The organism is Metallibacterium scheffleri (assembly GCF_002077135.1).
GTDB classification, from domain to species: domain Bacteria; phylum Pseudomonadota; class Gammaproteobacteria; order Xanthomonadales; family Rhodanobacteraceae; genus Metallibacterium; species Metallibacterium scheffleri.
This window is the reverse complement of the sequence record NZ_LDOS01000002.1, coordinates 1,002,671-1,027,446: the sequence shown is the minus strand read 5'-3', so window position 1 is coordinate 1,027,446 and position 24,776 is coordinate 1,002,671. Positions and strand designations below refer to the sequence as shown.

General features: G+C 63.7%; 20 protein-coding genes and 2 tRNA genes. 9 read left to right on the top strand and 13 right to left on the bottom strand.

Annotation, left to right across the window (positions count from 1 at the left end; genetic code table 11):
• Positions 1-32: 32 nt before the first annotated feature.
• From Mschef_RS09855 to Mschef_RS09835, 7 genes are all read right to left on the bottom strand, one after another.
• Positions 33-1,844, bottom strand: a complete 1,812-nt coding sequence (locus tag Mschef_RS09855; RefSeq protein ID WP_176212439.1) for a type IV secretion system DNA-binding domain-containing protein — start codon at positions 1,842-1,844, stop codon at positions 33-35.
• A gap of 55 nt (positions 1,845-1,899) precedes the next feature.
• Complete coding sequence (locus tag Mschef_RS17970) at positions 1,900-2,328, bottom strand: hypothetical protein (RefSeq protein WP_136256497.1); 429 nt, start codon at positions 2,326-2,328, stop codon at positions 1,900-1,902.
• Between the two features lie 44 nt (positions 2,329-2,372).
• Positions 2,373-5,162 (bottom strand): MobF family relaxase, encoded by a 2,790-nt coding sequence (gene mobF, locus Mschef_RS09850; RefSeq protein WP_081128006.1) that lies wholly within the window; start codon positions 5,160-5,162, stop codon positions 2,373-2,375.
• Positions 5,159-5,425 carry a plasmid mobilization protein gene (locus Mschef_RS09845; RefSeq protein WP_081128004.1) on the bottom strand — a complete coding sequence of 89 codons (267 nt, stop codon included), beginning with the start codon at positions 5,423-5,425 and terminating at the stop codon, positions 5,159-5,161. The genes mobF and Mschef_RS09845 overlap by 4 nt, the downstream gene beginning before the upstream one ends.
• Before the next feature lie 1,454 nt (positions 5,426-6,879).
• A complete protein-coding gene (locus Mschef_RS09840) occupies positions 6,880-9,102 on the bottom strand; it encodes a hypothetical protein (RefSeq protein WP_136256496.1) in 2,223 nt (740 codons plus the stop codon).
• Between the two features lie 72 nt (positions 9,103-9,174).
• Positions 9,175-9,330: a hypothetical protein gene (locus tag Mschef_RS17705; protein WP_168708944.1), complete on the bottom strand. Its 156-nt coding sequence runs from the start codon at positions 9,328-9,330 to the stop codon at positions 9,175-9,177.
• Positions 9,327-9,812 (bottom strand): hypothetical protein, encoded by a 486-nt coding sequence (locus Mschef_RS09835; protein WP_136256495.1) that lies wholly within the window; start codon positions 9,810-9,812, stop codon positions 9,327-9,329. The genes Mschef_RS17705 and Mschef_RS09835 overlap by 4 nt, the downstream gene beginning before the upstream one ends.
• A 77-nt stretch (positions 9,813-9,889) precedes the next feature.
• On the opposite strand from Mschef_RS09835, the gene Mschef_RS09825 reads away from it, so the two are divergent.
• The gene (locus Mschef_RS09825) at positions 9,890-10,258 is read left to right on the top strand and encodes a hypothetical protein (RefSeq protein WP_081127996.1); all 369 of its coding nucleotides are present in this window, start codon (positions 9,890-9,892) and stop codon (positions 10,256-10,258) included.
• An 11-nt stretch (positions 10,259-10,269) separates the two neighbouring features.
• On the opposite strand, the gene Mschef_RS09820 is transcribed toward Mschef_RS09825, so the two are convergent.
• From Mschef_RS09820 to Mschef_RS09795, 6 genes are all read right to left on the bottom strand, one after another.
• The gene (locus tag Mschef_RS09820; protein WP_081127993.1) at positions 10,270-10,764 is read right to left on the bottom strand and encodes a hypothetical protein; all 495 of its coding nucleotides are present in this window, start codon (positions 10,762-10,764) and stop codon (positions 10,270-10,272) included.
• A gap of 266 nt (positions 10,765-11,030) precedes the next feature.
• Positions 11,031-11,107 (bottom strand) — tRNA-Arg (locus Mschef_RS09815).
• A 131-nt stretch (positions 11,108-11,238) separates the two neighbouring features.
• Positions 11,239-11,315: transfer RNA gene (locus tag Mschef_RS09810), tRNA-Arg, on the bottom strand.
• Positions 11,316-11,438: 123 nt separating this feature from the next.
• Entirely contained in the window at positions 11,439-12,182 is a 744-nt protein-coding gene (locus Mschef_RS09805) for a UDP-2,3-diacylglucosamine diphosphatase (protein ID WP_081129948.1), read from the bottom strand.
• 5 nt (positions 12,183-12,187) lie between these two features.
• Entirely contained in the window at positions 12,188-12,925 is a 738-nt protein-coding gene (locus Mschef_RS09800) for a peptidylprolyl isomerase (RefSeq protein WP_081127991.1), read from the bottom strand.
• Positions 12,926-12,982: 57 nt separating this feature from the next.
• Positions 12,983-14,476: a Ppx/GppA phosphatase family protein gene (locus Mschef_RS09795; RefSeq protein ID WP_081127988.1), complete on the bottom strand. Its 1,494-nt coding sequence runs from the start codon at positions 14,474-14,476 to the stop codon at positions 12,983-12,985.
• A 259-nt stretch (positions 14,477-14,735) separates the two neighbouring features.
• On the opposite strand from Mschef_RS09795, the gene rpoE reads away from it, so the two are divergent.
• The 8 genes from rpoE to Mschef_RS09765 all read left to right on the top strand — a co-directional run bounded on the left by rpoE (position 14,736) and on the right by Mschef_RS09765 (position 24,771).
• A complete protein-coding gene (gene rpoE / locus Mschef_RS09790; RefSeq protein WP_081127986.1) occupies positions 14,736-15,317 on the top strand; it encodes an RNA polymerase sigma factor RpoE in 582 nt (193 codons plus the stop codon).
• 118 nt (positions 15,318-15,435) lie between these two features.
• Entirely contained in the window at positions 15,436-16,020 is a 585-nt protein-coding gene (locus Mschef_RS09785; RefSeq protein WP_168708943.1) for a sigma-E factor negative regulatory protein, read from the top strand.
• A gap of 354 nt (positions 16,021-16,374) precedes the next feature.
• A complete protein-coding gene (locus Mschef_RS09780; RefSeq protein WP_081127980.1) occupies positions 16,375-17,007 on the top strand; it encodes an HlyD family secretion protein in 633 nt (210 codons plus the stop codon).
• Positions 17,004-19,109: a peptidase domain-containing ABC transporter gene (locus Mschef_RS09775; RefSeq protein WP_081127978.1), complete on the top strand. Its 2,106-nt coding sequence runs from the start codon at positions 17,004-17,006 to the stop codon at positions 19,107-19,109. Before Mschef_RS09780 ends, Mschef_RS09775 begins: the two co-directional genes overlap by 4 nt.
• Positions 19,110-19,204: 95 nt before the next feature.
• A complete protein-coding gene (locus tag Mschef_RS17265; RefSeq protein WP_136256494.1) occupies positions 19,205-19,399 on the top strand; it encodes a hypothetical protein in 195 nt (64 codons plus the stop codon).
• A 372-nt stretch (positions 19,400-19,771) separates the two neighbouring features.
• Positions 19,772-20,860, top strand: coding sequence for an MvdC/MvdD family ATP grasp protein (locus Mschef_RS17260; RefSeq protein ID WP_136256493.1), 1,089 nt, complete (start codon positions 19,772-19,774; stop codon positions 20,858-20,860).
• Between the two features lie 65 nt (positions 20,861-20,925).
• Positions 20,926-23,394, top strand: a complete 2,469-nt coding sequence (locus Mschef_RS09770) for an ABC transporter permease (protein ID WP_081127976.1) — start codon at positions 20,926-20,928, stop codon at positions 23,392-23,394.
• An 87-nt stretch (positions 23,395-23,481) separates the two neighbouring features.
• Entirely contained in the window at positions 23,482-24,771 is a 1,290-nt protein-coding gene (locus Mschef_RS09765) for an efflux RND transporter periplasmic adaptor subunit (protein WP_081127974.1), read from the top strand.
• The last annotated feature ends 5 nt before the right edge of the window (positions 24,772-24,776 follow it).

Sequence of the window (24,776 nt, the reverse complement as noted above, 5' to 3'; positions counted from 1 at the left end):
GCGCGCAAACGAAACCGAAAAATGACATTGCATCACTCCAATGTTGGGCCGTCGCGGCCAGTGCCAGGCCTGAAAAACAAGCTGCCGAAATTGTCGGGGTTGTCGTCGTCGTGAGCGGTCTCCGGCTGCGTGTCCGGCTCCTGCTCCGGCTCCGCCTGCGCGGCAGGCTGTACGTCAGGCGCGGCCTGTGGCTGTGCAGCAGGCAATGTGCCCTGGCCCCATGCGAGGCTCGGGATGGCAGCCGGACAGCGCGGCTTATAGGCGGAGAGCACGACGCGCGCGACCAACTGATACAACTCATCACCGGCATGCGCGATGAGTTCGATTGCCAGCACACCCGGCTCGATTTGCGTGGCATTGAGGCCCGTCAGATCAGACGGCATCAGCACAGGCAGCCTGTCATACGTGGACGTTTTGCCCTGCACCGCACCCGCGGTCGCTGTGGATTGGATGCGCAGAATCTCGCGTTCGCCAATCGTCCGCGCGATTTGCTCTGCGGCTGGTGGAGCGCAGCGCAGATACAGGCGCAGACCCTGCATGCTGAGCATTGGCGCAGACGCTTCGCGACCAACCTCGGCGGCGAGCTGATCGGCATCCTGGAGGCCGAGAATGACTCTCATGCCGCGTGAGCGGCCAACCTCTGCGATGCGTTGTACGGCCTCGAGTCCAGCCGGCCCGAGTTGGCGGGCCTCGTCTAAAATCAGCCAGGTCGCGCCTTCCGCGCTGGCGGGTTTTTCAGGCAGCGCCGACGATGCCGCGAGCGCTGCAATCACCGCGAGCATTGCCCCGAAAATCGCGCGCGAGACTTTCTCGAATTGCATGTTGTTGTTGAGCAACACCAGCGCGATTTCTGTATCAGATTCTCCCAGCATCCAGCGACGCAACGAGAACAGTCGCGCGCCCGGATGTGCGCGCTGAACGGCCGCGAGCTGGAGGATGAAGCGGCTCGATGTGCCGAGAATGGAGAGCATCGACAATTCGCCCTGGCCGAGTTCCGCATTCGGATTCGGATTCGCGAAAACGGTCGGTAGCGCCTGTATCACCAGCGCATCGCCGATCGCGGCACGCTTGATCAGATCGCGCGGCGTGGCGCTGATTTCTGCGGCCAAACTCGCCCAGGTCCACGCCGCCCCGCCGGCCATGTTCGCTTTGATCAATCCACCCAACAACAAGGCACCACCCTGATGAAAGCTCAGGTTCTTGCCTGCCGTTTTGCTATCCGCCCCACATACTGTCGAGGCGAATTCATCCACCAGCGAGGCGTCGAAAAAATCGGCCGCGGCATCCCACGTCGATGCGCGTTCGTCCCATGGACCGAGTAGCACGCAGCTCGCTGCGTCGAACCGCGCGGCAGTGACGTCGCCCTTTGGATCATGCGCGATGACCCTGTCGCCGCGCGCTAGCGCCTGATCGAGCGCGGGGTAAATCACCGCCAGCGATTTGCCGCCGCCCGTCCCGCCCAGCAGCAGCGTGTGCTCGGTCTCGGTGCGTCGGGAAATCGGCACACCCGCGATGCTGATTCCGGTTGCGCCGCCCTTGCCGCCATTCCTGGTGCGTCCGGCCTCGCGCGCCGCGAATGCACGCGCCGCCGCTTCTGGATCGCGGTAGAACAGCGCCCCTCTGCGGTGTTGCTCGGATGGCTGGCGCGCGAAAAGCCAACCGCCGGCGATGCCGCCGACAAGCGGGGCGAGCAGTGCCAGCGCATGCAGCGCGAGCTTGAATCGGTCCGGGTCGGCGGGCCAGTGGATCAGCGCGGACCAGCCGCGCGCTGCGCCTGTGGCGAACAGAAACGGGCCGGCGACATACATACAGAGTGTGCTCACGGTCGCCAGGCCGGCGAGCATGCCGAGCAAACCGCCGATGATTATTTCCTCGGCCCTGACCGTGAGATGCGGGATTTTATGCGCGCTCATACGTCACCCCGACAACGCGAACGGCATCGCCGTCCAGTGAAATCGCGACAGCGCTATATCCGGCGTCGCGTGCAGCCACAGCGACGGCAGATGCGGCACGGGCTGGTGCTGGCGCTGTGGCTGCACGGGCTGGCGCAGGCGCGGCGATTGCCGCAGGCGCTGGGGTTGGTGTGGGTGTGGGTGTGGGCGTGATGGCGTCGAGGAGCGTGGACACCGCGACGATGGCACCGCCGACGATCGCGACCCAGCGGATGATGTGCGTGCTGTGGTGGCCGTTCGTGCTCAGTTTCATGATCTTTCTCCGTGTGTAGTTGCCTGCGAGGTCGAAAATGCGGCCCAGGCGTGCGCTGATCCGCGCGCGCGCGGGGTCGATCCATTTTGCGAAGCGCGCGGCGGTGTTCGTGTTCCAGTTCATGTCGATTTCTCCTGCCCTCTCACCCGCGAGGGGCTACCGGGCGATTAGCCCCAGCCCGCGCCTCGATCCCGCGTGCGGTCGCGGTCGGTTGGGGCGTCCTCGGGCGACCACTCGGGGCCGCTGACGTCGTGAGCGGCGGATTTCTCCAGCGTCACGCCGGATTGCGCGGCCGCGCGATCGATGTCCTGGGTATATAGAGTGAGGTCGTCGCGCGCGCGGGTGAGAGATACATACGTCTCCCTGTCGCCGTGCCGGCCGGCCTCAACGTTGTGATGAATCTTCACCGCATCGACCGTCACGCCCTGCGCGCTGTACGACGTGCTCGCATACGCGTGGTCCAGTTTCTGGCCCTCGGCCGTGTCGAGTTTGATTTGCTGGCCGGCATCGGTTCGGAGGTCGATTTGCTGGCCGTCGCTGGATACGGCAACGACGGTCGCGCCGCTGCCGTTTCGCACGCGCAACCCGTCGTCCAACGGGCGATCGGCGTGGGTTGCGCGATGATTCTCGATCCAACGGATGCGGTCGCCGATCGCAAGCGCGCGCACTTCGCGCGTGTACGCCTGGAGCTGGATTTTTGCCGGGTCGATGGTGCGTTCGCGGCCGCTGTTGTCGCGCACGCGGAGCAGGTCGCCCTGAGCCGCAACGACCTGCCATTGGCTACCGCGCGCGAGTTGGGCGCGTGCATAGTCGCAGCGCACTTCCACGATTTGGCCGGGTTCGTAGCTCGATGAGCGTTTGGCCTCGACCGCCGACAGATCGGCCTTGCGCAACGTTGACACCTGCACGTCGTCGCCGAGATCGCCGCGCAGGTGCAGGCCGCCGCGCACGGCCTCGTTGATCGCCACCCTGTCGGCGTTGGTGCTGGTGATAATCAACGCCTTGTCGCGCTGCTCGCGCGGCATCGCCGTGAAGTCGCGCGCAAGGCGCGCGATGACCTGTTGATTATCCGCGCGCGCAGCTTCACGCCGCTGCTCTCGTGTGGCGTCGGCGGGTAGTGACGTCTGCGCCGAACGCACCTCAACTGTGCGCAGACCCCGCACGGCGGAAGCGTGGTCGCCGGCGAGCACTCGCGCGACCGCAGCTTTAGCCTCGTCGGTACGTTGGCGACGGATCGAGGCCGCGCCCAGCGTGGCGACGGGCATATGTGCCTGGCCGCGCGCGAATGCTCGGCCGGCTTCGACGCTCTGGTGCTGGTAGTGATCGCCCAGCGCGATCATTCGCGCGCCGGCGCGTTCGGTGGTTGAGAGCGCGGCCAGGAACTGCCTGGACCCGGCCTGACCGGCCTCGTCCATCACGATCAGAACTTTTTGATCGCCGGCCGCCGTGCTGTCGCGCTCGGATTCGAGTAGCCAGCTCGCCGTCGTGGTGCTCTGTATGCCCGACTCGCGTTGCATCGTTGCCGCTTGCTCCGCGCCCGAGCTGTGCCCGATCACGCGCCAACCCTGGCTCTCCGCGGCTTCGCGAACGAACGCAAGCAAAGTGGTCTTGCCTGTGCCGGCGAGACCTTGCACGCCCTGATAGCGGTCGTCGCCGGTGAGAATCATTCTCGCTGCGCCGCGTTGTTCGTCGGACAGCGCAAACCCGCGCGAACGCTCGAATTTCGCCAGCGCCTGATCGAACTGGCAGCCGGTCATCACTTCGCGATGATCGCCGCGGCCTGACTCAAGCCCTGCGTCGGTTTCGCTCTCCACGGCCAGCGCGTCGCGCGTCGTGATCCGACCGTCCTCGCCCCGGATCAGCTCACCGCGCGCGAGCGCATCGGCCATGGCACTCTCTATATCTGTCCACGTGCAGCGACCCGCGCTCGCGCGCGCAGCCTCGCGGTTGATGTCGGCCGGGCGCATGACTGATTCGCGCTCATTCAGATGCTCCGCTGCCTCGCGCACTGAGTCGCGGGCGATCCGGGCTACGTCCCAGGCGCTCGGGGTGGGCGCAGCCTGGTCGCGGTGGGCGGGTGTGAGGCCGAATGCCTGCGCCTGCGCCTGCCAGCGGGCGGCGTGAGCTTCGCGGGTTTCCGGGGTATTTTTCGGCGCCCGCGTTGCGAGCGCGGCGACCTGGCGGGCCTCCGCGCTTGAGCTTTCGCGGGTTTGGCCGCGGGCAGCTAGCGACGCCTCGATTTCGCGGCTGCGGGTGCTGAAATCGGCCAACTGCTCCGGGGAGTAACTGGCGATTTCGACGTGGCCGGCGCGGTCGTGCCGGACCGAATAGCCCAGCGCCTGGAGTTCGCGGGACAAGGTCGCGTGGTAGACGGCATCGGCGGCCGCGCGGTGCTCGAGCAACCGCTCGTTTGAGACGCTGCGGGCGCGGCCGCCGTGGTCGTGGGTCACGTTGGCGACGAGCAAATGGGTATGGAGCTGCGGGTCGCCGCTGCGACTCGATACGTGGTCGTAGGCGGCAATCGTGAGGTTGCCCGTGGCGACGTGCTGGCCGTTGATTCGGGCTGCCGCGCCGTAGCGCTCGAGGTACGCCACGACGGCCGAAACGGCGCGGCGGTGAGCCTCCTGCACGGCGCCGTTACTATGCACGAGCGATTCAATGCTGACGGATTTAGGCGCACTAACCGCAAAATCCCAGCCGCCGCGGTGTTGAAAATCGCCAGCACGGTTAATGCCGAGCTGGCGCGCATTACAGTCGGCATCGCGGACCTTTCCCGCGAGTTGATCGCGTAGTGCATCGCGACCAACCTCGCCATGCAAATTTTGGAGCACAGCGCCGGCGCCCAGCCAACGCGACGGCACGCGGCCGGCACCGTCGTAGTATTCGGCCGCCTTGGCAAGATCGGCGTAGTAGTCGGCAGCATCCGAGGCCGACGAGATTGCGGAAAACGAGATCATTTGGCACCGCCTTGCGCGCCCGCGGCGCGATCGATTTTGGCGGCCAGGCGCGTGAACGCGGTGGCCATAGCTGGGCCTGTGGGCAGGTTTGGCAGGACGGCTAGCGCCCGCTCGATGCCCGCCAGGCGGTCGGCCAGCGCGAGGGTTTCGAGGCACCGCAGCCGGGCATAAACCGGCACCGTCAGGCCCGCTTTTGTGGCCTCGGATTTGAGCTGCCGGAACTCCGCCTCGGCGAGGCGGAAATGGATTTGGCGACGACGCATGGTGACTCTCCCGCGGGCGCGAAATGCGCCCCTTCCACCCGAGAGGGGCTACGAGACGGCCAGAGGGTCGCGAGGGGTACTCGCCACGCGAGCTGATAGCGCCTGAGAGCTAGGCGTGGCGCGGGTTTGCGGGCAGGTCTGGTAGCAAAGTCGAAAATGGCGCGGTAGCGCCTGAGAGCAAGGCGCAGCGCGGCTTTCACACACCCGCAGGGATGCGTAGTGTGTGCGCCCGCTCTGCTCCTCGGGCCTAAGCCCATGCAATGGGCGGCCCAAGTGCGCTCTGCCCGCCCCACCACGCCGTACCGGCGCGGCGGGACCCTGGGCAGTCGCAGGGGCACCTGGACGCGCAACAAGGGGCCAGGCAGGGCCGGGGCAGCCAGCCAGGGGCCAGAGCGGGGCACCTCTCCCGGTGGCTGCGTCCGGCGGGGAGAGGTCCAGAGCTAGCGACCGGTGCCACCCGATCCGATCCGCGCGGGCGGGTCCAGCAGGCGTCCAGCCTCTTGATTGCGGGGTACGATTCGCGCCCGCGCCAGCCGGTGCGACCGTCCGGCCAGACCTCCGGCGGATCGCCCGGCAGGTGGCCGGGTGGCCCGGCGGCTCGGCGTGCCGGCGATCCTGAAAAGGACATTTTCAGGTAGGGAACATGTCTTTTATCCTGTTTTGTTACGCATAACGCCGTGATTATCAGGCCAGCCCGAATATAATGCGCTCTGCATTATGTCTGGCGGTGATGTTCTCCCGCGCCTTTTATAATCAGTCGCAAGGCCTCTGAGATAATCGCAGCGACCCGGCTCCGGCGGGCGGGCTGGCAGGGCAGAGCCGGGGCAAGGCAGACAAGGCCAAGGGCAAGGGCAAGGGCAAGGGCAAGGCGGCCAAGCCGCCCAATCCCTGCCGCTCCGCGGCGGGCGTGCATCCTGCACAGCGGCGTCGTCCTGGCGCCGGTGCCAGCTCCAAGCTGGCACCCCTCGCTGGCGCTCGGGGCCGCTTCCAGCGGCGGTTGGCGAGGGGTGAATCTGCCTAGCCCAGTACCGGCGCGGAACGGGCTGGCGTGGCGGAGCGGCGGGGTCCAGAGCAGGCCAGAGCAACGGCAACAGCGGGCCTTGAGTCCCAAAGCTGCGGATCGCAGCCCAGTACCGGCACGGTTCAACGGCGAAGCGGCGGCGGGTGCAGCCTCAGAGCAAGGGCAAGAGCCGAAGTTCATTTCGGATGCGTCCGACAAGTCGCGGCATGCTGCCGCACATCCACCTTTCCCTTTCCGGCCGCTCTGGCTCTAGCGCTGGGTCCAGCATGGGCTGATGGCCGTGCCATGTTTCGGATTCAGCCGAGTTTTGGACTCAAGGCCGCCGTTGCTCCGCTCCGCTCTGATGCCCTGTAGTCGGCTGAATCCGGGTGTTCCCAAAATACTATATAGACCCATATAGTATTTTGGGAACACCCCGGCCAGCGGCCCGGCCTCACGGGCCGCCACTGTTGGCCGCGCGCACCGCCGTCACCACCGCTTCGCGCCGCGCGCCGTGTCCAGCCTCGTGCAACGCCGCCAGGACGCCGCGCACGCTGACCCTACCGCCATCAACCTGCACAGCCGCGATCGCAACAGCGATCGCCTCGGCGCCTCCCAGCGCCGGCCTGCCGCGTGCCGTGTTGTGCACTTCATTGGGCCACCGCGATTCAACCTCCAACCCGTGCCGCATCAGCGCCTGATCGATCGCTGGATCGTCAATGCCACCCCACAGTTCTATTCGCACCGTATGTGCCGTTCTGGCCGCCCTGGCGCGGCCGATCGCCTGGATCAGATCACCGGCGTAGCGATCAATCAGCCAAGCCCTTACGCGCGCATCCACGGGCAGCGGCGGTCGCCCTTTTACAGCATCAAACTCGCCGACCGCTTCCGGCCATTCTGCTGCATCACATCCCGCCGTGATCGCCGCCGCGCGCGCGAGCGCCCATTCGGCGACCATCGACCCCTCTGCACCATCACTGCTGGCCTCGTCGGCCACAAGGCCCAACAACGGCAAACCAAAAATGCGAACTGACCGACCGCACCAGTCGTTGTGCCCGCGTTCGTGTCGTCCCCACCAGCCGATCGCAGCGCCGGTTTGCGTCGCAAATTGCGCTGCGCACTGCGCTGCAATTTCAGAGTTTGTCTGCCCCGCCGCGCGCGCGGCCGCGACGTCGATGCCCATTGCGTCGGCACCGGCATGGACCACGTGCGCAAGATGCACTAGATGCGCCCACGCTCCGCCGCTCGACTGTGCCGCTGCTGCACAGTAATCGCGCCAGCATGCCCGCGCGTAGGCGGGAAATCCTTCGCGCCCGGCCAGCCCGCGCGCGTAGCTCGGGCCAACGATGCGCGACACTTGCACGCGCTGATGCGCAACCACGCGCACCACGTTGCCGCCCTGCCGCTCAATGATCGCGCGCAGCGTCGCGGGCAGAGTCGCATCGAGATAAATTGTCGATCCACGTTTCCGCGCCCACTCCAACACCACCGCCGGCTCGTAAAAAGTGATGCCCGCCGCCGACACCCGCGCAACGCCATCGCGCAGCGACGCGGCCAGCGCCACTAATGCGCGAAGCGGCATCGACCAGCTCAATGCATCGCCCGACGCATCCAACGCGATCCTCTCCCAGCGTGCGACGCCGGCGGCGACTTGATCGGCCAGTTTGGCACGCGCGAGTAGCGCGACAAGCGTGCCCGCCGCAGGCAACTGCCGCTGCGCGATTGCCGCGATCGCGCAGCGGAATACTCCATCCGCGATGCCGCACAAATCGATGATGCCCGCCCAGGCTGCACACTCGTCCGCCCGGCTTGGCACGTCGGCCCAGCGGCGGACATATTCCGCCCCGCGCGAGCGCAGCGCGGCGATGTTCGCCAACCATTGATCAATGTCGCCGACCCGCGCCGATACCAGCTTGCCCAGCGGCACGGCCTCGTCCACAACGACCAGCCGCTGCCGCTTGCTGCCATCGGGTAGCACGCGCATTGCGAGCGAATCGCTCATCGCGCCTTGCTGCGCTACGACGACGCGCGCCGATTTCACTGCCGGCAGGCCCTGATACAGAAAGTGGCAGGGTGAGGCGACGAATTGTTGTATCAGCAAATCCTTCGCCTTGAACCACGCCGCCGCGCGTTCCGCGCGAGCGCCGCCCGCCGCGTAATCGACGATGCGACCGTGCGGGCATTCCCGGCACACAGACACTGCCGGCCGGTGATTGCGTTCGCCTGCGCGCTCGACTTCGCCTGCACGGTGGCAAAGCCACGGCGACAGCTCGGGAGCCTCTTGCACAGCGTCGGCACTCTGTCGCGCGATGTACCGCGCCGCCTCGCCGCCGGCATCTCGGATCGCGGCGTCGATGTCGTCGCGCAATTCGAGCGTCCGCGTGAGTATGAGTAAATCGATGTCGAGCGCTTCCGCCTGCGCGCCCAACTCAGCGAGCGCGCGGGTTTTGCCGACGCCGGTTGTGATCTCCGCACCCAGCGCAGCCACCCGGCGTACTGCCGCGCCGACCTCGCCGTCGTCGCCAGCGTCCGCGCGTTCCGGCGATACCGCCGCCGCGTGTCTCGCGGCATAGTCGCGCAGCTCGCTAACGACCCGAGCCGCGGCGGCATCGGATGATATAATTTGCTGATGATGTTGTTGTACATCATCTGCGATGATGATATTCTGCATTTGCATGAGTAGCCCCTCATGTGTGCTCGAACGCCTCGCGCCCCGGATTGCCCATCCGGGGCGCACCTTTTTTGTCGATCAGAGATCGATCGCGCCCGCCCTGGCCGCGCGTTCGGTATGCGGCCCGGTCCTGCGCGTGTATCCGCGCGAGCAACCGAGCACCGCGCGCAGCTCGATCAACCGTGCCTCGCCCGACCCTGCGAACAAATCGAGCTGCTGGCCGACGCCGCTCATGGCCTGCCTCCGCCCAGCGCAACGCGCTCGATCGGGCAGTGCCGAGCTGCGCGCCGGGCGTACCAGCCCCAGTCGTCCGCCACGGCCGGCGCCGGCCCCGAACCCGTGCCGCCCGCGCCGCAATAGACCAGCCGCAGCGCACGCGCTTGCCGCACCATTCGGCGGCGCGTGGTCCGCAACAAATTCGCGGCGACCCGCGCAAGATCAGTCGGATCGCGTGGATCGGGTTCGCGATGCCCACGCGCGGCGCGTGCCGCCCGGTGCTCTGTGTCGCACGTCGTCAGCCAGATCACGGTGGCCATTTCGGCGATGTGCGACCCGCGCGACTCGGGTCGCACCCGGCGCCCCTCGACCGATGCGGCGAGCAGCCGCGCCGCGGCCAGCATGATGTCGCCGGCGATTACCGGCGCCGGTCCGAGCGGGCAATTTTTCGCACGCGATTTCCGCGGGCGCGGCACGCGCGGCTTGGTGACGGCGTTCATGCGCCACCTCCAACGCGTGCGCTGGCCGATTTGCGCGGACGACCTGGGTCACGGCGTGCCGGAGCAGCCGTTTCCGTATGGACGTCTGGACGGCTAAACCCAACCGCGTAACGCGCGATGGCGTGGGCGGGTACGACCCAGCGGCCGGCGATCTTGATCGGCTGGATGCCGAGGCAGCGCAGCGTCGCGACGTCGCGGCCCGTGTGGGCCGGGGAGTGGTTGCCGGCATCAGGACAGCCGGTGACGATGGCGAGCGCCTGGCGTGGGACGTAGCCCACGGCGCCATGCTGCGAGAGGATCGCCGCGGCGGCGGCGGATACAGTTTGAGTTTCCATGTTGTGGTCCTCGTGCTGAGGGCCACCGCGCACCGCGAATACGTATCAATCAGATTGATTGATCAGGCGCCAAAAGGCCGCCACGCAGCGCGCGGCGGCCCGGATGATTGAGTTACATCGGGTTACGCCGCGGTGTGCGCGGCGAAGCGAGGAGCCGGCAGGGTGCGGGCCGACAAGGTGGCGGCGACAATGCCAAGTTGTGCGCGCAGGCGCGCGCAGACGTCACGCGCGGACAACGCCGCGCGGCTGAGTGACACCAGGACAGCCTGCGTGGCCTGGGCGAGTCCAGCCAGAGCCAATGCGGTGAGTGCGCCCAGCGCCAGCAGCGTCGCCCCTGCAATTAGCTCAGAGCAGGCCGCGGCGGCCGTACGGATCGCCGCCAACAGTGCCGTCGCAAGCAGGCCGCCACGTCGGATCGATCCGACGATGCCGGAAACGGTGCCTGCGGGCGCCAGCACGAGTGCGAAAGGGGCCAGCAAAAGCAAGGCGGGCGGCGCGTGCATGCCACACGCGTGTGCGCCGATCGCGCCCAGTGCGATCACGCACAGCGCCATCAGCGCGGCGGCGACGCGCTCGCGCGGTGTGGGTGTTGCTGCAGAGGATGCGGCGTGGTGCATGGGCGGAGTATATGCCACCTGCACACGCATAGCAAGCCAGTGGGATAATACATCAATTAATGTATAATCGCAAGGGTTGTTTATTGTCTGTATTTTCTGGTACCGATCAGACCGCCCCGTATCGCCGTGTCCGCCACGTGTCCAGCGAGGACGGCTCACGGGTGGCGAGTGGATGGTTAACTTAGGGCGGTCGTGTCCACCTTGTGTCCAATCGTGACCAAAAAAAGCCCATGAGCCATCCGAGTTCGTTCGTAAGTTCTTGAAAGTGGCGGCCCCGGCCCGATTCGAACGGGCGACCTTTCCCTTAGGAGGGGAACGCTCTATCCAGCTGAGCTACGGGGCCGCTGTGTGTTGTTCCACGTGCGTCGACGATTCTGCCATGCCACGCGTGTCGGCAGGAGCATCCGCGCGTGACTCGAATCTGCCGGAAAAGAAAAGGCCAGCACCTGGGCTGGCCTTTTCTTGTGTATCAAGTGGCGCGCCCGGAGAGATTCGAACTCCCGACCACCAAGTTCGTAGCCTGGTGCTCTATCCAGCTGAGCTACGGGCGCGCAGCCCGCGGGAAGGCAATGGCACAACCGGCGGGAACCACGGATTATTCCTGCAAGGCGTATGTACGTCAACAGCACAGCGAGAAAAACCAGCGCGCGTGCATTTTATTAAGCGGCCGAATTTCAGGCGTGGTCGGTGGCCAGCGCCGGGTCGAGGCTGTCCAGCCGCAGCCCCCCCACGGATATGCTCAGGCGCGAGCCTTGCGCGTACCAGTCGCCCAGCACGATACGTTCGGCGGGCTGCGCGTCGAGCATGAAACGGTGCACGGCCGGGCGATGCGTGTGTCCATGGATCAGGCGCCGCACGCCGGCTGTGCGCATGGCTCTGGCGACTGCCTCGGCATTGACATCCATCAGCGCCTCGGGCGTGTCATGCGTATGCGCGCGACTGCCGGCGCGGGCCTGCTCGGCGAAGGCGCGGCGCGTATCCATCGTTTGCGCAAGAAATTGCCGCTGCCACTCGGGTGCACGCACCTGGTCACGGAACGCGAGGTAGGCATGGTCATCCGTGCACAGTGCGTCGCCATGCATCAGCAACGTCGGCACGCCAGCGATGGCATGCACGCTGGCGTCAGGCAACAGGCACATGCCGCTGCGCGATGCGTAGTCCCGGCCAAGCAGGAAATCGCGATTGCCGGCGATGAAGAAAATCGGCACATCCGTATCGGCGAGGCCGCGCAACGCGTGCGCGATGCGCGCGGGCAACTCGCTGTCGTCGTCATCGCCGATCCATGCCTCGAACAGATCACCGAGGATGTACACGGCCTCGGCGGTGCGTGCCTCGCCGGCAAGAAAATGCTCGAACAAGCGCGTGATCTGCGGCCGCGCCGGGTCCAGATGCAGATCCGAGACGAACAGGCAGGCCAAGATGCTCAACCTGCCGGATGCATCGCGCCCGGTTTGGCTCGCGCGGGCCTGGCCATTGGCAGCGCCGCGTCGGCGGGCAGTTCGGTCATGCTTTCAATGACGGGCAGCGGCCGCGGCACATCCGCGGTGAACGGCCCTTGCGGTCCGGTGGGCAGATTGCCGATCGCGTCGACCACATTCATGCCCTCGATCACCTTGCCGAACACGGTATAACCCCAGGTGGCACCGCTCTGGTCGCTGATGAAATCCAGGCGCGGGTTGTCCACCAGATTGATGAAGAACTGCGAGGTCTCCGAGTTCGGATCGGCGGCGCGCGCCGCGGCCACGGTGCCACGCAGATTGGAGAGCCCGTTGTCAGCCTCGATCGGGATCGGCGGGCGCGTCGGCTTGGGCTGCAATTGGCGGTCAAACAGTCCGCCCTGGATCAGAAAGCCCTTGATGACGCGCTGAAATACCGTACCGGCATAAAATCCGTCGTGGACGTAGGTGAGGAAATTGGCGACCGTTTTCGGTGCCTTGTCCGGATAAAGCTCGATGACAAAGGAGCCGGAGCTGGTTTTGACCAGCACCCGCGGTGGCGGCGCGATAACCGAGGTCGCGTTGGCGGGAGCGGTTGCCGAAACGGCTTTCGCCAGCGGCGCCGCAGGGCGCGCCACAGGCTGCGCCAGGGACAGACAGGGCAGGGCGAGCAGGCACAGGGCGAGCAGGGCAAGATCCAGCGGGCGGGACAGTCGATGTGACATGGCGATTCTGGTTCGAGAAGTGTGTGCGGATGATAGGCCGCTGGCGCGCCAGCCGGATCAAATGCGTTCGAGTTCCAGCTTGAGACCGAGTTCAGCCAGTAGCGCGCGTTCCAGATCGAGATCGGTGATCGTCAGCGGATGCGCCTCCAGCCATGCCATGGGCAGCGCCAGATGCAGGCGTTCGCCCTGCGCTTGCAGACGCAGTGGCGGCAGTGCTTCGGAACGCCGCGCGCGGCGCATCAGTACCGCCAGACGCAGCAGGCTGGTGATGCGCCGCGCGAACACGCGCAGCCGCGGCGGTAATGCGTTGAATGCGGCCTTGTCGGGCTTGCGCCGGTGCGATTCGACAATGCAGGCCAGCAATTGCTGTTCGTCGCGCGAGAAACCCGGCAAGTCGGCGTGGCGCAGAATGTAGCCTGCGTGGCGATGGTGCTGGCTGTGCGCGATGGCGAGTCCGATTTCGTGCACGCGTGCGGCCCAGTCCAGCCATTCGGCGGCGTCCTCACCCAAGTCCCACTGCCCATCGATGGCTTGCAGCAGCGCCTGCGCGGTGGAGTCCACGCGCGCGGACTGGGCTTCGTCCACGCCATAGCGGCGCGCCAGTGCCTGAATGCTGGCTCGGCGCGGATCACTGCCGGCGGCGCGGCCCATCAAGTCCCATACGATGCCGTCGCGCATTGCGGTTTCCACCGCCAGCATGCGTTCCAGGCCGAGGTTCTCGAAGGCAGTTTCAAGAATCACCGCGCCGCCCGGGAAGATCGGCATGCGCTCCTCGGATAGCCCGGGCAGGCGCAGGCGATCGATGTGTCCGGCCTGCAGCATCACTTCGCGCAGTCCCACCAGCGCGGGCAGGGTGATGCCGTGTTCGCTCAGGCCCAGCCCCGAGACCACGGCTTCGATGACCTTGATCGTGCCGGACGATCCAAAACATTCCTGCCAACCGGTTTCGCGATAGTCCATCGCGAATTGCTGCAGCAACACGCCGATTTCCTCGTGCGCGTGCTGCCAGCGCTTGCGCGTGATCTTGCCGCCCGGGAAAAAGCGCAGGCTCGAGGCAACACAGCCCACCTGGATGCTTTCCGCGTGCAACGGTTCGAGCTGATGGCCGATGATGAACTCGCTGCTGCCGCCGCCGATGTCCACCACCAGCCGGCGCTGGCGCGAAGCCGGCAGGCCGTGTGCGACACCGAGAAAGATCAGACGCGCCTCCTCGCGGCCGGAGACGATCTCGATGGGCTGCCCAAGTGCGCGCTCGGCCGGGCGCAGAAATTCCTGTGGATGCAGCAACTGGCGCAGTGCGTTGGTGCCGACCGCGCGTACATGCTGGGGGGCCACCCCGGCCAGACGCTGGCCGAAACGGGCCAGGCAATCCAGGGCGCGCTGCCGGTGTTCCGCATCCAGGCTGCCGTTGGCATCCAGCCCGGCGGCCATGCGTGTGGTCTCGCGCAGACGGTCGATCAGGCGCGGCACACCGTGCTCGTAGCGCGCGACGACCATGTGGAAGCTGTTGGAACCGAGGTCCACTGCCGCCAGGAGTTCGCCTTCCTGCATCTCACCGCCGGGGTGTCGGCTCACCAAGGATCTCCGGATCGGTCACTGGCGAATTCTGGCATGGACGCAGCGCCAGCGGTCGATTGGCCGTCGTGCAAGATGGAGCATCGATGGTGCATCAGGGTCGCTACATGACTTGCGGCCGGTTCGATGCGCACGGGGTTTCCTGTACCCTACGGTACGCGACATCCCGTCGCACGGTTCAAAGACAGCGCAGGCCGGATCAGCGCGGAACATCTTCAGCGGGGAGCGGGCCCGGATGGGCGAAAACGAAACGGATCGCATGCTGGTGGAGCGTGTCCAGCAAGGCGATACCCGTGCCTACGATTTGCTGGTGCGCAAGTATCAGCACAAGATCGTGGCGCTGGTTTCCCGCTACATCAACGACTGGACCGAGTGCGAGGACATCGCGCAGGAAGCGTTTATCCGCGCGTATCGCGCCATTGGCTCATTCCGCGGCGAAAGCCAGTTCTATACCTGGCTTTACAAAATCGCGGTGAACACCGCCAAGAACCACCTGGTGTCGCAGGGTCGGCGTCCACCCACCGACGATATCGCGATCGAGGATGCGCAACATGTGCACAGCGCCGAAGCGCTGCGTGATTGCGCCACGCCGGAACATGAGTTGCTGCGGCAAGAAATTGAACAAACGGTGTTTTCCACGGTCCAAGCGTTGCCTGAGGATTTGCGCATGGCCATTACTCTGCGTGAAGTCGAGGGCATGAGTTACGAGGAAATCGCCGAGGTGATGAACTGCCCGATCGGCACCGTGCGTTCGCGCATTTTCCGTGCGCGCGAGGCGATCGAGCAAAACCTGCGACCGCTGCTCGACGATCGTTGATCGATTGCAGCGGCTTGCCGGCCCGCCGCGGTGATTCGCAACCGGATTTGCACATGCATCACCACTTTCACGACCCGATTCAACAATGTCCAGCCATAATTCGATGTCAGGTGCCGTCATGAGCCATGATCCTAGCCACGAGGAGTTGTCTGCCTTCATGGATGGTGAACTCGGCCGCGAGCCCGCGCGGTTCCTGTTGCGCCGCCTTGATCGCGATGGCACCGCCATGCGACGTTGGGACGGTTACCACCTCGCCCAGGCCAGCATGCAGCGCAGCCTGCCGTTGCTGGCCAGCGCGGGTTTTGCAACGCGCGTCGCTGCGCACATCGCGGCACAACCGCTGCCCGCGTCGTCGGGAGCCCCGTGGTTGCGCTGGTCTGCGCGTGGTGCCATCGCCGCTGCGGTCGCCGTGGCGGCCCTCGTGCTGATGCCGCCGCAGTCCGAACTCGGCACGATCGCCACGGATGCCCAACTTGCGGCAGCGCCCGCGCCAGCCTGGCTCAGCGCACGGGCGGAGTCCCACATCGATGGTTCCACCACTTATCGCATGACGGGAGCACGTCGCGACACCATGGCGATGGCCGACCCGCTGGCTGCCAGCATGGATACCAGTGCCTTGCCGCAGGATGACGGCGTGCTGCCATATCTGCTTTCGCCGCAAGAACATCGTCGCTATCAGCCGGTCGACGCAGCCGATCGCTGAGCGTGTTTTCACGCACGGCAACACAATCCGGGCCCGCGCAAGCGGGCTCGTTCGTTTGGGCAGTTCTTTGCCGCATGCGCAAGGGTGCACAGGGCCGCTTGGTGCAAGGGTCAAAAAAAAGGGTATCCAAAAGATCTGGTTGAGCACCGCTCTGCAGCATCGCGCCCGAATCTCGAAGAATGTGGTTGACTTCGTGACGTGGTGAGCAATGGGCGGCCATGCTGCGGTACCGGCAGGCACACCAACCATCGCCCGTTCATCAATCTCACGCAATCGTATGGCTTCGGGTAGTATTTATGTGGCCGAGGGGGGGAGTAAATCGCTCCGCACGACCACTTGCGCAGGGACTCTCGGATGAGTGCGGCAGGTTCGGCAGCGGGGTTTCGTCTGTTTCGGCCCGAGGCGCTGGAGGCGCAGCGTCAGGCGCTGCTGGGTCGCATCCTGATCAACACACCGCTGGCGCACTGGCTGGTGGCCGCCACGGCGGCGGTACTGGTCGCGGCCTTGTTCTCTTTCCTCTGGTTCGCCCATTACACGCCGCGCATTCATGCGCACGGTGTGCTGGTCGTTGCGGCGTCGCCCGCGAGCCCAGCACTCGACGCCCAGTTGCTCGTCCCGGCCGGCACCATCGCCGCCGTGCGGCCCGGTCTGCGCGTGCGACTGCACTATGACGTCTATCCGGACACGGATCTGCGTCAACTGGGCACCGTGGCGCGCATCGATCCGGTACCGGTCGGCGGCGCCGAGGCATCCGCGCTGGCTGCTGGACGCGGCGCCACGTTTTATCGCGTGGTGGTGCGCCTGCTGCGCCCTGCGGCGAGCAGCACGCTCGGCGCCACGCTGACGCCGGGCATCGTGCTGCGCGCGCAGATCGCGCTGCCGCGCCGGCGCCTGTTGGCGTGGCTGGTGCAGGGCGATGACCCGTCCGCCGCGCACCCCAAGGCGCCGCACATATCGCCGCACCCCGCGGGCGCGGCGACGCCATGAGCGCGACCGCCGCCGACTCGGCCCTGCCCGGGCACGGTTTCGGCCGTCGCCGACGGCTGCCGATGCTGCTGCAAACCGAAGCGGCCGAGTGCGGGCTGGCCTCCGCCGCCATGGTCGGCTGTTTCCACGGCCACGACATCGATGTGCCCAGCCTGCGCCAGCGCGAGTCGCTGTCATTGAAGGGCATGACGCTGACCCAGTTGATCGCCGTGGCCGGGCGCCTGGATCTGGCCGCGCGCCCGTTGCGCGTGGAGATGGAACACCTGCGGCACCTGCGCACCCCGTGCATCCTGCACTGGGACTTGAATCACTTCGTGGTGCTGAAGCAGGCGACAGCCAAGATGCTGGTGATCCACGACCCGGCGCAGGGCGTGCGCCGCATGCGCATCGAGGAAGCCTCCAAACACTTCACCGGCGTGGCCTTGGAGCTGTGGCCGGCAGCCCAATTCAAGGCGCAGAAGGCGCGCCAGTCGATCTCCATCCAGGGCCTGATGGGCGACGTCCACGGCCTCAAGCGCGGCCTGACCCAGGTGCTGCTGCTGGCCCTGGCGCTGGAAGGCCTGGTGCTGGTGGGCCCGTTCTACCTGCAATGGGTGATCGATCAGGTGCTGGTGACGCACGATGCCAGCCTGCTGGGCGTGCTGGTGCTGGGCTTTCTGCTGCTGACCGTGTTCCAGGTGGCCGTGACCGCGATGCGCGCGTGGTCGATCGTCTGGATCAGCGCCACGCTCAGCGTGCAGTGGGTGGGCAACCTGTTCGGGCACCTGCTGCACCTGCCGCTGGCATTCTTCGAGAAGCGCCACATCGGCGATGTGGTTTCGCGCTTCGGCTCGGTGCAGACCATCCAGCAAACCCTGACCACGCAGTTCGTCGGCGCGGCGCTGGACGGACTGATGTCGATCATCACCCTGGTGGTGATGGCGTTCTACAGCGTCTGGCTGACCGCCTTGGTGCTGGGGGCGTTCGTGCTGTACGCGCTGCTGCGCTGGGGCATCTTCCGCCCGCTGCGCCGCGCCACCGAAGACCATCTGGTCTATGCCGCGCGCCAGCAGAGCGATCTGCTGGAATCGATCCGCGGCATGCAGCCGCTGAAGCTGGCCAACCAGCAGGATCAGCGCCGCGCGCGCTACGCCAACACGCTGGTGGACACCACGCAGCGCGCGATCGCCATCCAGCGCTGGAACATCGCCTTTCAGGCGGGCAACGGCTTGGTCTTCGGCGCCGAACGGGTATTGGTGATCGGCCTGGCGGCACTGCTGGTGCTCAGAGGCGAATTCAGCGTCGGCATGCTGGTGGCCTTCGTCGCCTATGCCGACCAGTTCACGCAGCGCGCGGGCAACCTGATCGACCACTGGAACGAGTTCAGGATGCTGGGTCTGCACGCCGAGCGCGTGGCCGATATCGCCCTGACGCAACCCGAAGCCCAACTGCACGGCACGTACACCGGCCCGGAGCCCGAGGCCCGGCTCGAAGTGAAGAACCTGAGCTTCCGCTACGCCGAGGGCGAACCGTGGGTGATCAAGGACCTGAACTTCAGCATCGCGCCCGGCGAGAGCGTGGCCATCGCCGCGCCCTCGGGCACCGGCAAGACGACCTTGGCCAAGCTGGTGCTGGGCCTGCTGGAGCCGACCGAGGGCACGATCCTGTACGGCGGCATCGACCTCCGCACGCTGGGCTTGGCGCGCTATCGCAGCTTGGTGGCGGCGGTGATGCAGGACGACACACTGTTCGCCGGTTCCCTCGCCGACAACATCAGCCTGTTCGATCCCGAGGCCACGCCGCTGAAAGTCGAGGCCGTGGCGCGGCAGGCACAGATCCACGACGAGATCGTGGCGATGCCCATGGGCTACCAGACCCTGGTGGGCGATATGGGATCGAGCCTGTCCGGTGGGCAGAAGCAGCGCGTGTTGCTGGCGCGGGCGCTGTACCGCAAGCCGCGCTTTCTGGTGCTGGACGAGGCGACCAGCCACCTCGATGTAGCCAAGGAGCGCGAGGTCAATGCCCTCGTCAAACGCATGCAGCTCACCCGGTTGGTGTTGGCGCATCGGCCGGAGACTTTGGAAAGCGCTGAACGCATTATAGCGTTGAAGCGACGAAGGTGAGCACAAATCAGTCGCCTTAAGCCGAATCAGGCTAGGTGAGTGAGGCCTAGATCCCAGGGGCCAAAATCTGGGTTTAATTCTAGAGGATTATGAATATGAATAGCAATAAGATATCGAAAGAGTTCATCGACGACAAGCGGCTGCGTCCGTTGACACGATCTCAAGGCGTGGTACTTACTGAAGAGCAAGTTGAGCAAATAGCTGGAGGCTGTGATTCTCACACGCAATTATCCATCAAGTACTCGGGTGGTCAATGGACTTTCGGGCCGGATGGGTCCGGCGATTGCTAGGAATTTCCGAACACATCCAACGTGAAAATAGGTAAGTATTCCCCGACTCTGTCGGGGAATACTTACCTTGGTTAAAGCGTTTATTGAACAATATGAAAACATCATCTGACTGCTGCTATTTGAAGCGAGAGAATTCGCTTGGAACAGCCGGATTACTTCTCACCCGTCAGGGGTCGATCCACGCTTATCCGATTAATTGTCAGGGCAACAACTGACAGTGTTCACTGAGCACAGGGAACAGCAACATGTGCTGGTCGCGGCAAGCGTTTGGCAGCAAACGGGATAAGCATGGTTCGATCATAAGATTCAGCGAGATGAAAAAGTTGACCGATAAGCTGCATTCCGCCCAAATGCCGAGGTTAGAAAATAAAGATGGCTCCAATGCGTACAGTCCTAATATTTGGACAACTGGAAATGGCTTCGGCTGCAGTGGCGTGGGGCTTGCGTCAATGCGGGGTGGATGTTTTGTTACAAGAAACAGTGTCGAATGGCGATCTAAATTCCTTTTCAATATGGATAAGAGCAAACGAAGTTAGACGCACGATTTCGCCGAATGCAGTTTGGTGGTATCGTCCAAGTTATCCAATAGTCCCACTCAATGTCGAGCAAAGTGATATTGATTTTGTTAAAAGAGAGTGGGTAGCCTACCATCAATGCGTAGTTCGTGACCTACTCAATAAATCAGCATTCTGGGTTAACCCTCTAGATAATGCATTTGTATCAGAGAACAAGGCTTATCAACTCCATATTGCAAATAAGGCGCAAATGCAAGTTTTGCCAACATTAATATCTACCGATTACAAGGATATTATATCTTTTGCCAGAAAGCATAAAGAAATTATTTTTAAACCATTTACGCCTCATTTATGGATAACACAAAAATCCTTTGTCGCTGCATCCGTCGCCGCATCGCCAGGTATACTTGATCTTAAAACGTTTAACGCAGAAATCGCATCGTTGTGTCCTGCAATATATCAAAAAAAAATTGATGCCTGCGCAGATATCCGTATAACGGTGATTGGTAATCATTATTTTGGAGTCAGAATTGAGGCAGTACACCCGCTTATTCGTTCGACGCCCGGTATGTGGCGGCAATTTTTCGGGTCTAGAGGAGTCAAGTTGTCCGTATATTTAGTGTCTAGTTCTTTGCGCAAAAAGATAAGGACATACATGAACGCAATGGGCATTGTCTATTGCGCTTTCGATTTCATTGAAGACTCAATCGGCACCTTGCATTTCCTTGAAGGGAATCAATCGGGCCAGTTCTTGCCCTGTGAACTGGCACTTCCGGAGCTACCAATGTTGGCGGCTTTTGTGGCGATGTTATTTGCAAGTAGTAAGACTTTTGACTACGACTCAATAGCAAGTAGAATATCGCTAGAAAAATTTATAGCGTCCGTCGACACGCAAGAAATCTCCAAGGGAACGAAATTATCGCCGGAATATATTTCGCGTGAATGACACGGAATGTTTTTTTAACACAATTTTGAATTTTTATCAGTTATCGCCTATCGGAAAAGAAGAGTATGACTGCTATGCAGCGCTACCCTTGGGTTCAAATTGTTGCATACGCGCTGCTAGCGGTAGCTGCGGCGAGTACCTCATTGGCGCTTTCCAGTTTGGGGGTGATGAACAATCCGCACGTCTCAGGCGCAGGTCCCGGTTATCGTTACGGCTCACTTGGCATTGAACGCAGAACTGGACCTGACTTTAGACTCGGAACAACACTTATCGATCAGCTGTCCCGCGTGTTACCTGGAAGTATAGGTATTGGCGGTGCATTAGGGGATAGCCTAGACTTTAAAATCCATAAATCTAGGGCAACTACGACTAAGATTAGCATCCAGTATATTGCTGGTAATTACATGCAGATGCTGCATCTTCAGCCGCAAGCAGGACACCTTTTGACTACTGCCGACGTGCGCGATGGTTCGCGCGTCATCGTTATAAGCGATAAAATGGCGCGACACTTGTTTGGCGGCGCAGCCAAAGCGATCGGGCACACACTCGAATCTATAGGCTCTGGGTCTACACCAGGTGTTGGTCTTCGCGTAGTGGGCGTACTTCCAGATACATTTGGTGGGATATGGATCCACCACGATACTCAGGCGTGGGTACCGTTTACTCTAATGCCCGCTTTTCACGGATTTGCACTCCCGTCTATCCGTGGTAAAACCGCAGACGAGATGTTTTCCCTTAGCGGGATGGCGGTGATGTTCAGTGCACCGAAAAATTGGACTCGGATTGAATTGCAGTCGAAGTTGCAACAAGCATGGCTTCGCCTTCCTGCTTCTGTTGTTCCTAATGGCGCACTAGGCTTGCTTGCTTGGCATCCATATTCAGTGTTTCCTTATGCTCGCCTCGCTGCGGCCCGACGTATTCACCTCTATCTCGAACTAGCAATTGCAGCGCTATTTTTGGCAACGATTAACGTATTCACATTAAATTGGCTGATGTTAATGCGGCGGCGTGATGCGTTGCAGATGGAGATTATCTTGGGTGCGACACGCTTGCATTTGCGTCGGCGCTTTTTGCAATCTACTGCAATCATTGCTTTGTTGATGTTGGTGTTAACAACATTGCTAGCAGCATCGGGGTACTTATTGACTAAGCATTTATTGCCGGTTAACTCACTTTGGTCAATGTTCACGGCGCAAGCGGTACTTGTGCGGCTAATTTGGATACTGCCATTGCTAGTTTTGATTGTGGTAATAGCACAGGCTTTTCCTCTAGCGCCGTTTGTTTTTCGCCCGCGGTTCAGTAGGTTGCAAAACGCGAGCACGCCGCTGGCAGATCGCTACATTGGTGTGGTCATATTGATAATGGAAATGCTGTTAGCAGCGGTGATGAGCTGCGCTGCAGCGTGGGCTCTCGTCAACGCGTGGCAAATGCAGCACGCAGAGTTGGGCATGCTCAACGCTCCAACGAGCGTTGTGTCAATTACAGCTAAGCCTGAAGCCGCACCTTTCAAGTTATCAATAGGATCGGCTGCTGAGAACGCTAATAACTTGGCGTTAATAGCTGTAGAACAGGCAGTAAATGGGGTATGGCCTAAAGCTAAGGTCGGTATCGGACCATTACCATCCAACCGCAAAGAAGGTTTGATGCACACAATACATGCCGGCAGTCGCGCTACGGCGGTATGTCAGCATTATGCAACCCGTGGCTGGATCGATGCTGCTGGCGTGCATTTGCTCGCAGGCGTCAATTTCAACTCTGTTGTTGCGCAGCCTGATGCGTTGCTGATAGACTCTCACGTCGCACGCAAACTATTTGGCAGTGCCCAGGTTGCCATTGGAAAGGCGATAGACGGTGTGGAGTTCACCGACAGGCCGCAGCGAGTGCTCGGTGTTTTTTCGCCTTTGCGATTAAATGGCCTGAACCATGCTCCGTGCCCTCTGGTTTTGTTGAATTTGCGCAGCGAGCGCGGTGCAGGTTTCCATTTATTCGGTGGCAATTTATTTATCCGCCCTGAGGTGCCGTTATCGCGCCAGGCGTCGTTACGCTCAATGCTTGATGCTGCATTTACCCGCTCCGCTCCGTCGTTAGAAATTAAGTCGATCCAGAGCGACAGCGCTATTCATGCTCAACTTGCTGCCCCGCAAACCCGCCAAGCCGAGATTTTCGCATTTATCGCACTGTTCGCTTGGGCGATCGCGCTCTCGGGCGTGGCCTCGCATTTGCGCCTGTATCTGGCGATGCGCAAGCGCCTGGCCGCGATCCGCTCCGCGCTGGGCGCCGGCCCGCGCCGACTGTATGGCGAGGTTCTGGGCGGCACGCTGGCCTTGGCTCTGGCCGGTATCGTACTGTCGCTGCTGGCCGCGCCGTGGTTGGCGCAGCAGTTCGCGTTCCTCTCCGGCGCGCAGATTTCACCCTTCGGCGCGGCCACCTGGATCGCCTTGGCCGTGCTGCTGCTGGCGGTGTTCCTGGTGGCGCACTTCCCCGCGCGCCGCGCCGCGCGCGCCGAACCGGCGGCGAGCCTGCATGAGCTGTGAGGGCGCCCGCTTGACGTTGCCGCCGCGCCGCGCGAGGGTGCGCGGCAGGCCCGCCTGGGGCGGGCGCCGCAGGGACTGCCCGTGCCGATGAACCGCGACCTGCGCCCCGACCTGTTCGAGACCATGGACGTGCGCCGCGCGGCGGTGGCGCGGCCGTGGTGGCGGCGCCGGCTGACCTGGGCGCTGGTCGCGGCCGCTGCCTTGATCGTGCTGGCGGTGTGGGCGTGGCGCTTGACCACGCCGGGCGTGGCGCAGGTGGCGCGTTCCGAGGTGTGGCTGGGCACGGTGACGCGCGGGCCGTTCGTGGTGCAGGTGCAGGCCGCGGGCAAGCTGGTGCCGGCCGAGTCGCGCTGGGTGGCGGCGCCGGCGTCCGGCATCGTCGAGGCCAGGTATGTCGAGCCGGGGCAGGCCGTGGCGCTTGGCGCGCCGTTGCTGAAACTATCCAACCCGCAGGTGGCCAACGCCGCGCAGAGCGCGCTGGCCGACTACGCCGCGGCGCGGGCCGACCTGCTGGCCAAGCAGCAGTCTCAGGAAAGTACGGTGCTGGCGCAGCGCTCCAGCATCGAGGCGATGAAGGTCAATGTGGAAAGCGCGGCGATGCACCTGAAGGCGGATGCCACGCTGGCCGCGCAGGGCATCGTGCCGAAGTTCACGTACGACGACGAGCAGCTGAAGTTCAAGCTCCTGCAGCAGCAACTGGCGTTCGAGAAGGAGCGCCTGGCCAGGCTGCAATCGGGCAATGCTTCGCTGATGGCCGCCGAGCGCGAGCGCGTGCGCCAGGACAAGGCGCTGGCCGATCTCAAGCAGCAGGAGCTGGCGGGCTTGACCGTGCGCGCGCCGGTGGCCGGGCAGGTCGAGCAGCTCGATGCCGAGACCGGCGAGGAAGTGGCGCAGGGCAAGAACCTGGCGCGGGTGACCAACCCGGCCGCGCTGATGGCGCAGGTGCAGGTCAGCCAGTACGACGCCGCCAGCGTGCAGCCCGGCCTGCCGGCGCTGATCGATCCGCGCCAGGACAAGATCCCCGGCCGCGTGCTGCGCGTCGATCCCAAGGTCAAGGATGGTCTGGTCACCGTGGACGTGCGTTTGCTCAAGCAACCGCCCGGCGGCCGCGTCGATCAGAGTGTCGACGCCGCGATCCGCATCGCCCAGTTGCCCGATGCGCTGAGCGTGCCGCGCCCGGCCAACGTGCACGCCAACAGCACCGCCGCGGTGTTCGTGCTGGCGCCGGGATCGAATCGCGCCATGCGCCAGAACGTGCGCTTCGGCCTCGGCTCGGTGGACCGCATCCAGGTGCTGTCCGGTTTGGCGCCGGGCGAACAAGTGATTCTGTCCGACACCTCGGCGTATGCCGGGGACCATGCCCTCGAACTGCACTGAAGGAG

Coding starts and splice junctions, on each gene's coding strand:
- Mschef_RS09855 (WP_176212439.1), bottom strand. CDS start 1,844: ATGCTCGCCGGCCTGGCGACCGTGAGCACACTCTGTATGTATGTCGCC.
- Mschef_RS17970 (WP_136256497.1), bottom strand. CDS start 2,328: ATGAACTGGAACACGAACACCGCCGCGCGCTTCGCAAAATGGATCGAC.
- mobF (WP_081128006.1), bottom strand. CDS start 5,162: ATGATCTCGTTTTCCGCAATCTCGTCGGCCTCGGATGCTGCCGACTAC.
- Mschef_RS09845 (WP_081128004.1), bottom strand. CDS start 5,425: ATGCGTCGTCGCCAAATCCATTTCCGCCTCGCCGAGGCGGAGTTCCGG.
- Mschef_RS09840 (WP_136256496.1), bottom strand. CDS start 9,102: ATGCAAATGCAGAATATCATCATCGCAGATGATGTACAACAACATCAT.
- Mschef_RS17705 (WP_168708944.1), bottom strand. CDS start 9,330: ATGAGCGGCGTCGGCCAGCAGCTCGATTTGTTCGCAGGGTCGGGCGAG.
- Mschef_RS09835 (WP_136256495.1), bottom strand. CDS start 9,812: ATGAACGCCGTCACCAAGCCGCGCGTGCCGCGCCCGCGGAAATCGCGT.
- Mschef_RS09825 (WP_081127996.1), top strand. CDS start 9,890: ATGGACGTCTGGACGGCTAAACCCAACCGCGTAACGCGCGATGGCGTG.
- Mschef_RS09820 (WP_081127993.1), bottom strand. CDS start 10,764: ATGCACCACGCCGCATCCTCTGCAGCAACACCCACACCGCGCGAGCGC.
- Mschef_RS09800 (WP_081127991.1), bottom strand. CDS start 12,925: ATGTCACATCGACTGTCCCGCCCGCTGGATCTTGCCCTGCTCGCCCTG.
- Mschef_RS09795 (WP_081127988.1), bottom strand. CDS start 14,476: ATGCAGGAAGGCGAACTCCTGGCGGCAGTGGACCTCGGTTCCAACAGC.
- rpoE (WP_081127986.1), top strand. CDS start 14,736: ATGGGCGAAAACGAAACGGATCGCATGCTGGTGGAGCGTGTCCAGCAA.
- Mschef_RS09785 (WP_168708943.1), top strand. CDS start 15,436: ATGAGCCATGATCCTAGCCACGAGGAGTTGTCTGCCTTCATGGATGGT.
- Mschef_RS09780 (WP_081127980.1), top strand. CDS start 16,375: ATGAGTGCGGCAGGTTCGGCAGCGGGGTTTCGTCTGTTTCGGCCCGAG.
- Mschef_RS09775 (WP_081127978.1), top strand. CDS start 17,004: ATGAGCGCGACCGCCGCCGACTCGGCCCTGCCCGGGCACGGTTTCGGC.
- Mschef_RS17265 (WP_136256494.1), top strand. CDS start 19,205: ATGAATAGCAATAAGATATCGAAAGAGTTCATCGACGACAAGCGGCTG.
- Mschef_RS17260 (WP_136256493.1), top strand. CDS start 19,772: ATGGCTCCAATGCGTACAGTCCTAATATTTGGACAACTGGAAATGGCT.
- Mschef_RS09770 (WP_081127976.1), top strand. CDS start 20,926: ATGACTGCTATGCAGCGCTACCCTTGGGTTCAAATTGTTGCATACGCG.
- Mschef_RS09765 (WP_081127974.1), top strand. CDS start 23,482: ATGAACCGCGACCTGCGCCCCGACCTGTTCGAGACCATGGACGTGCGC.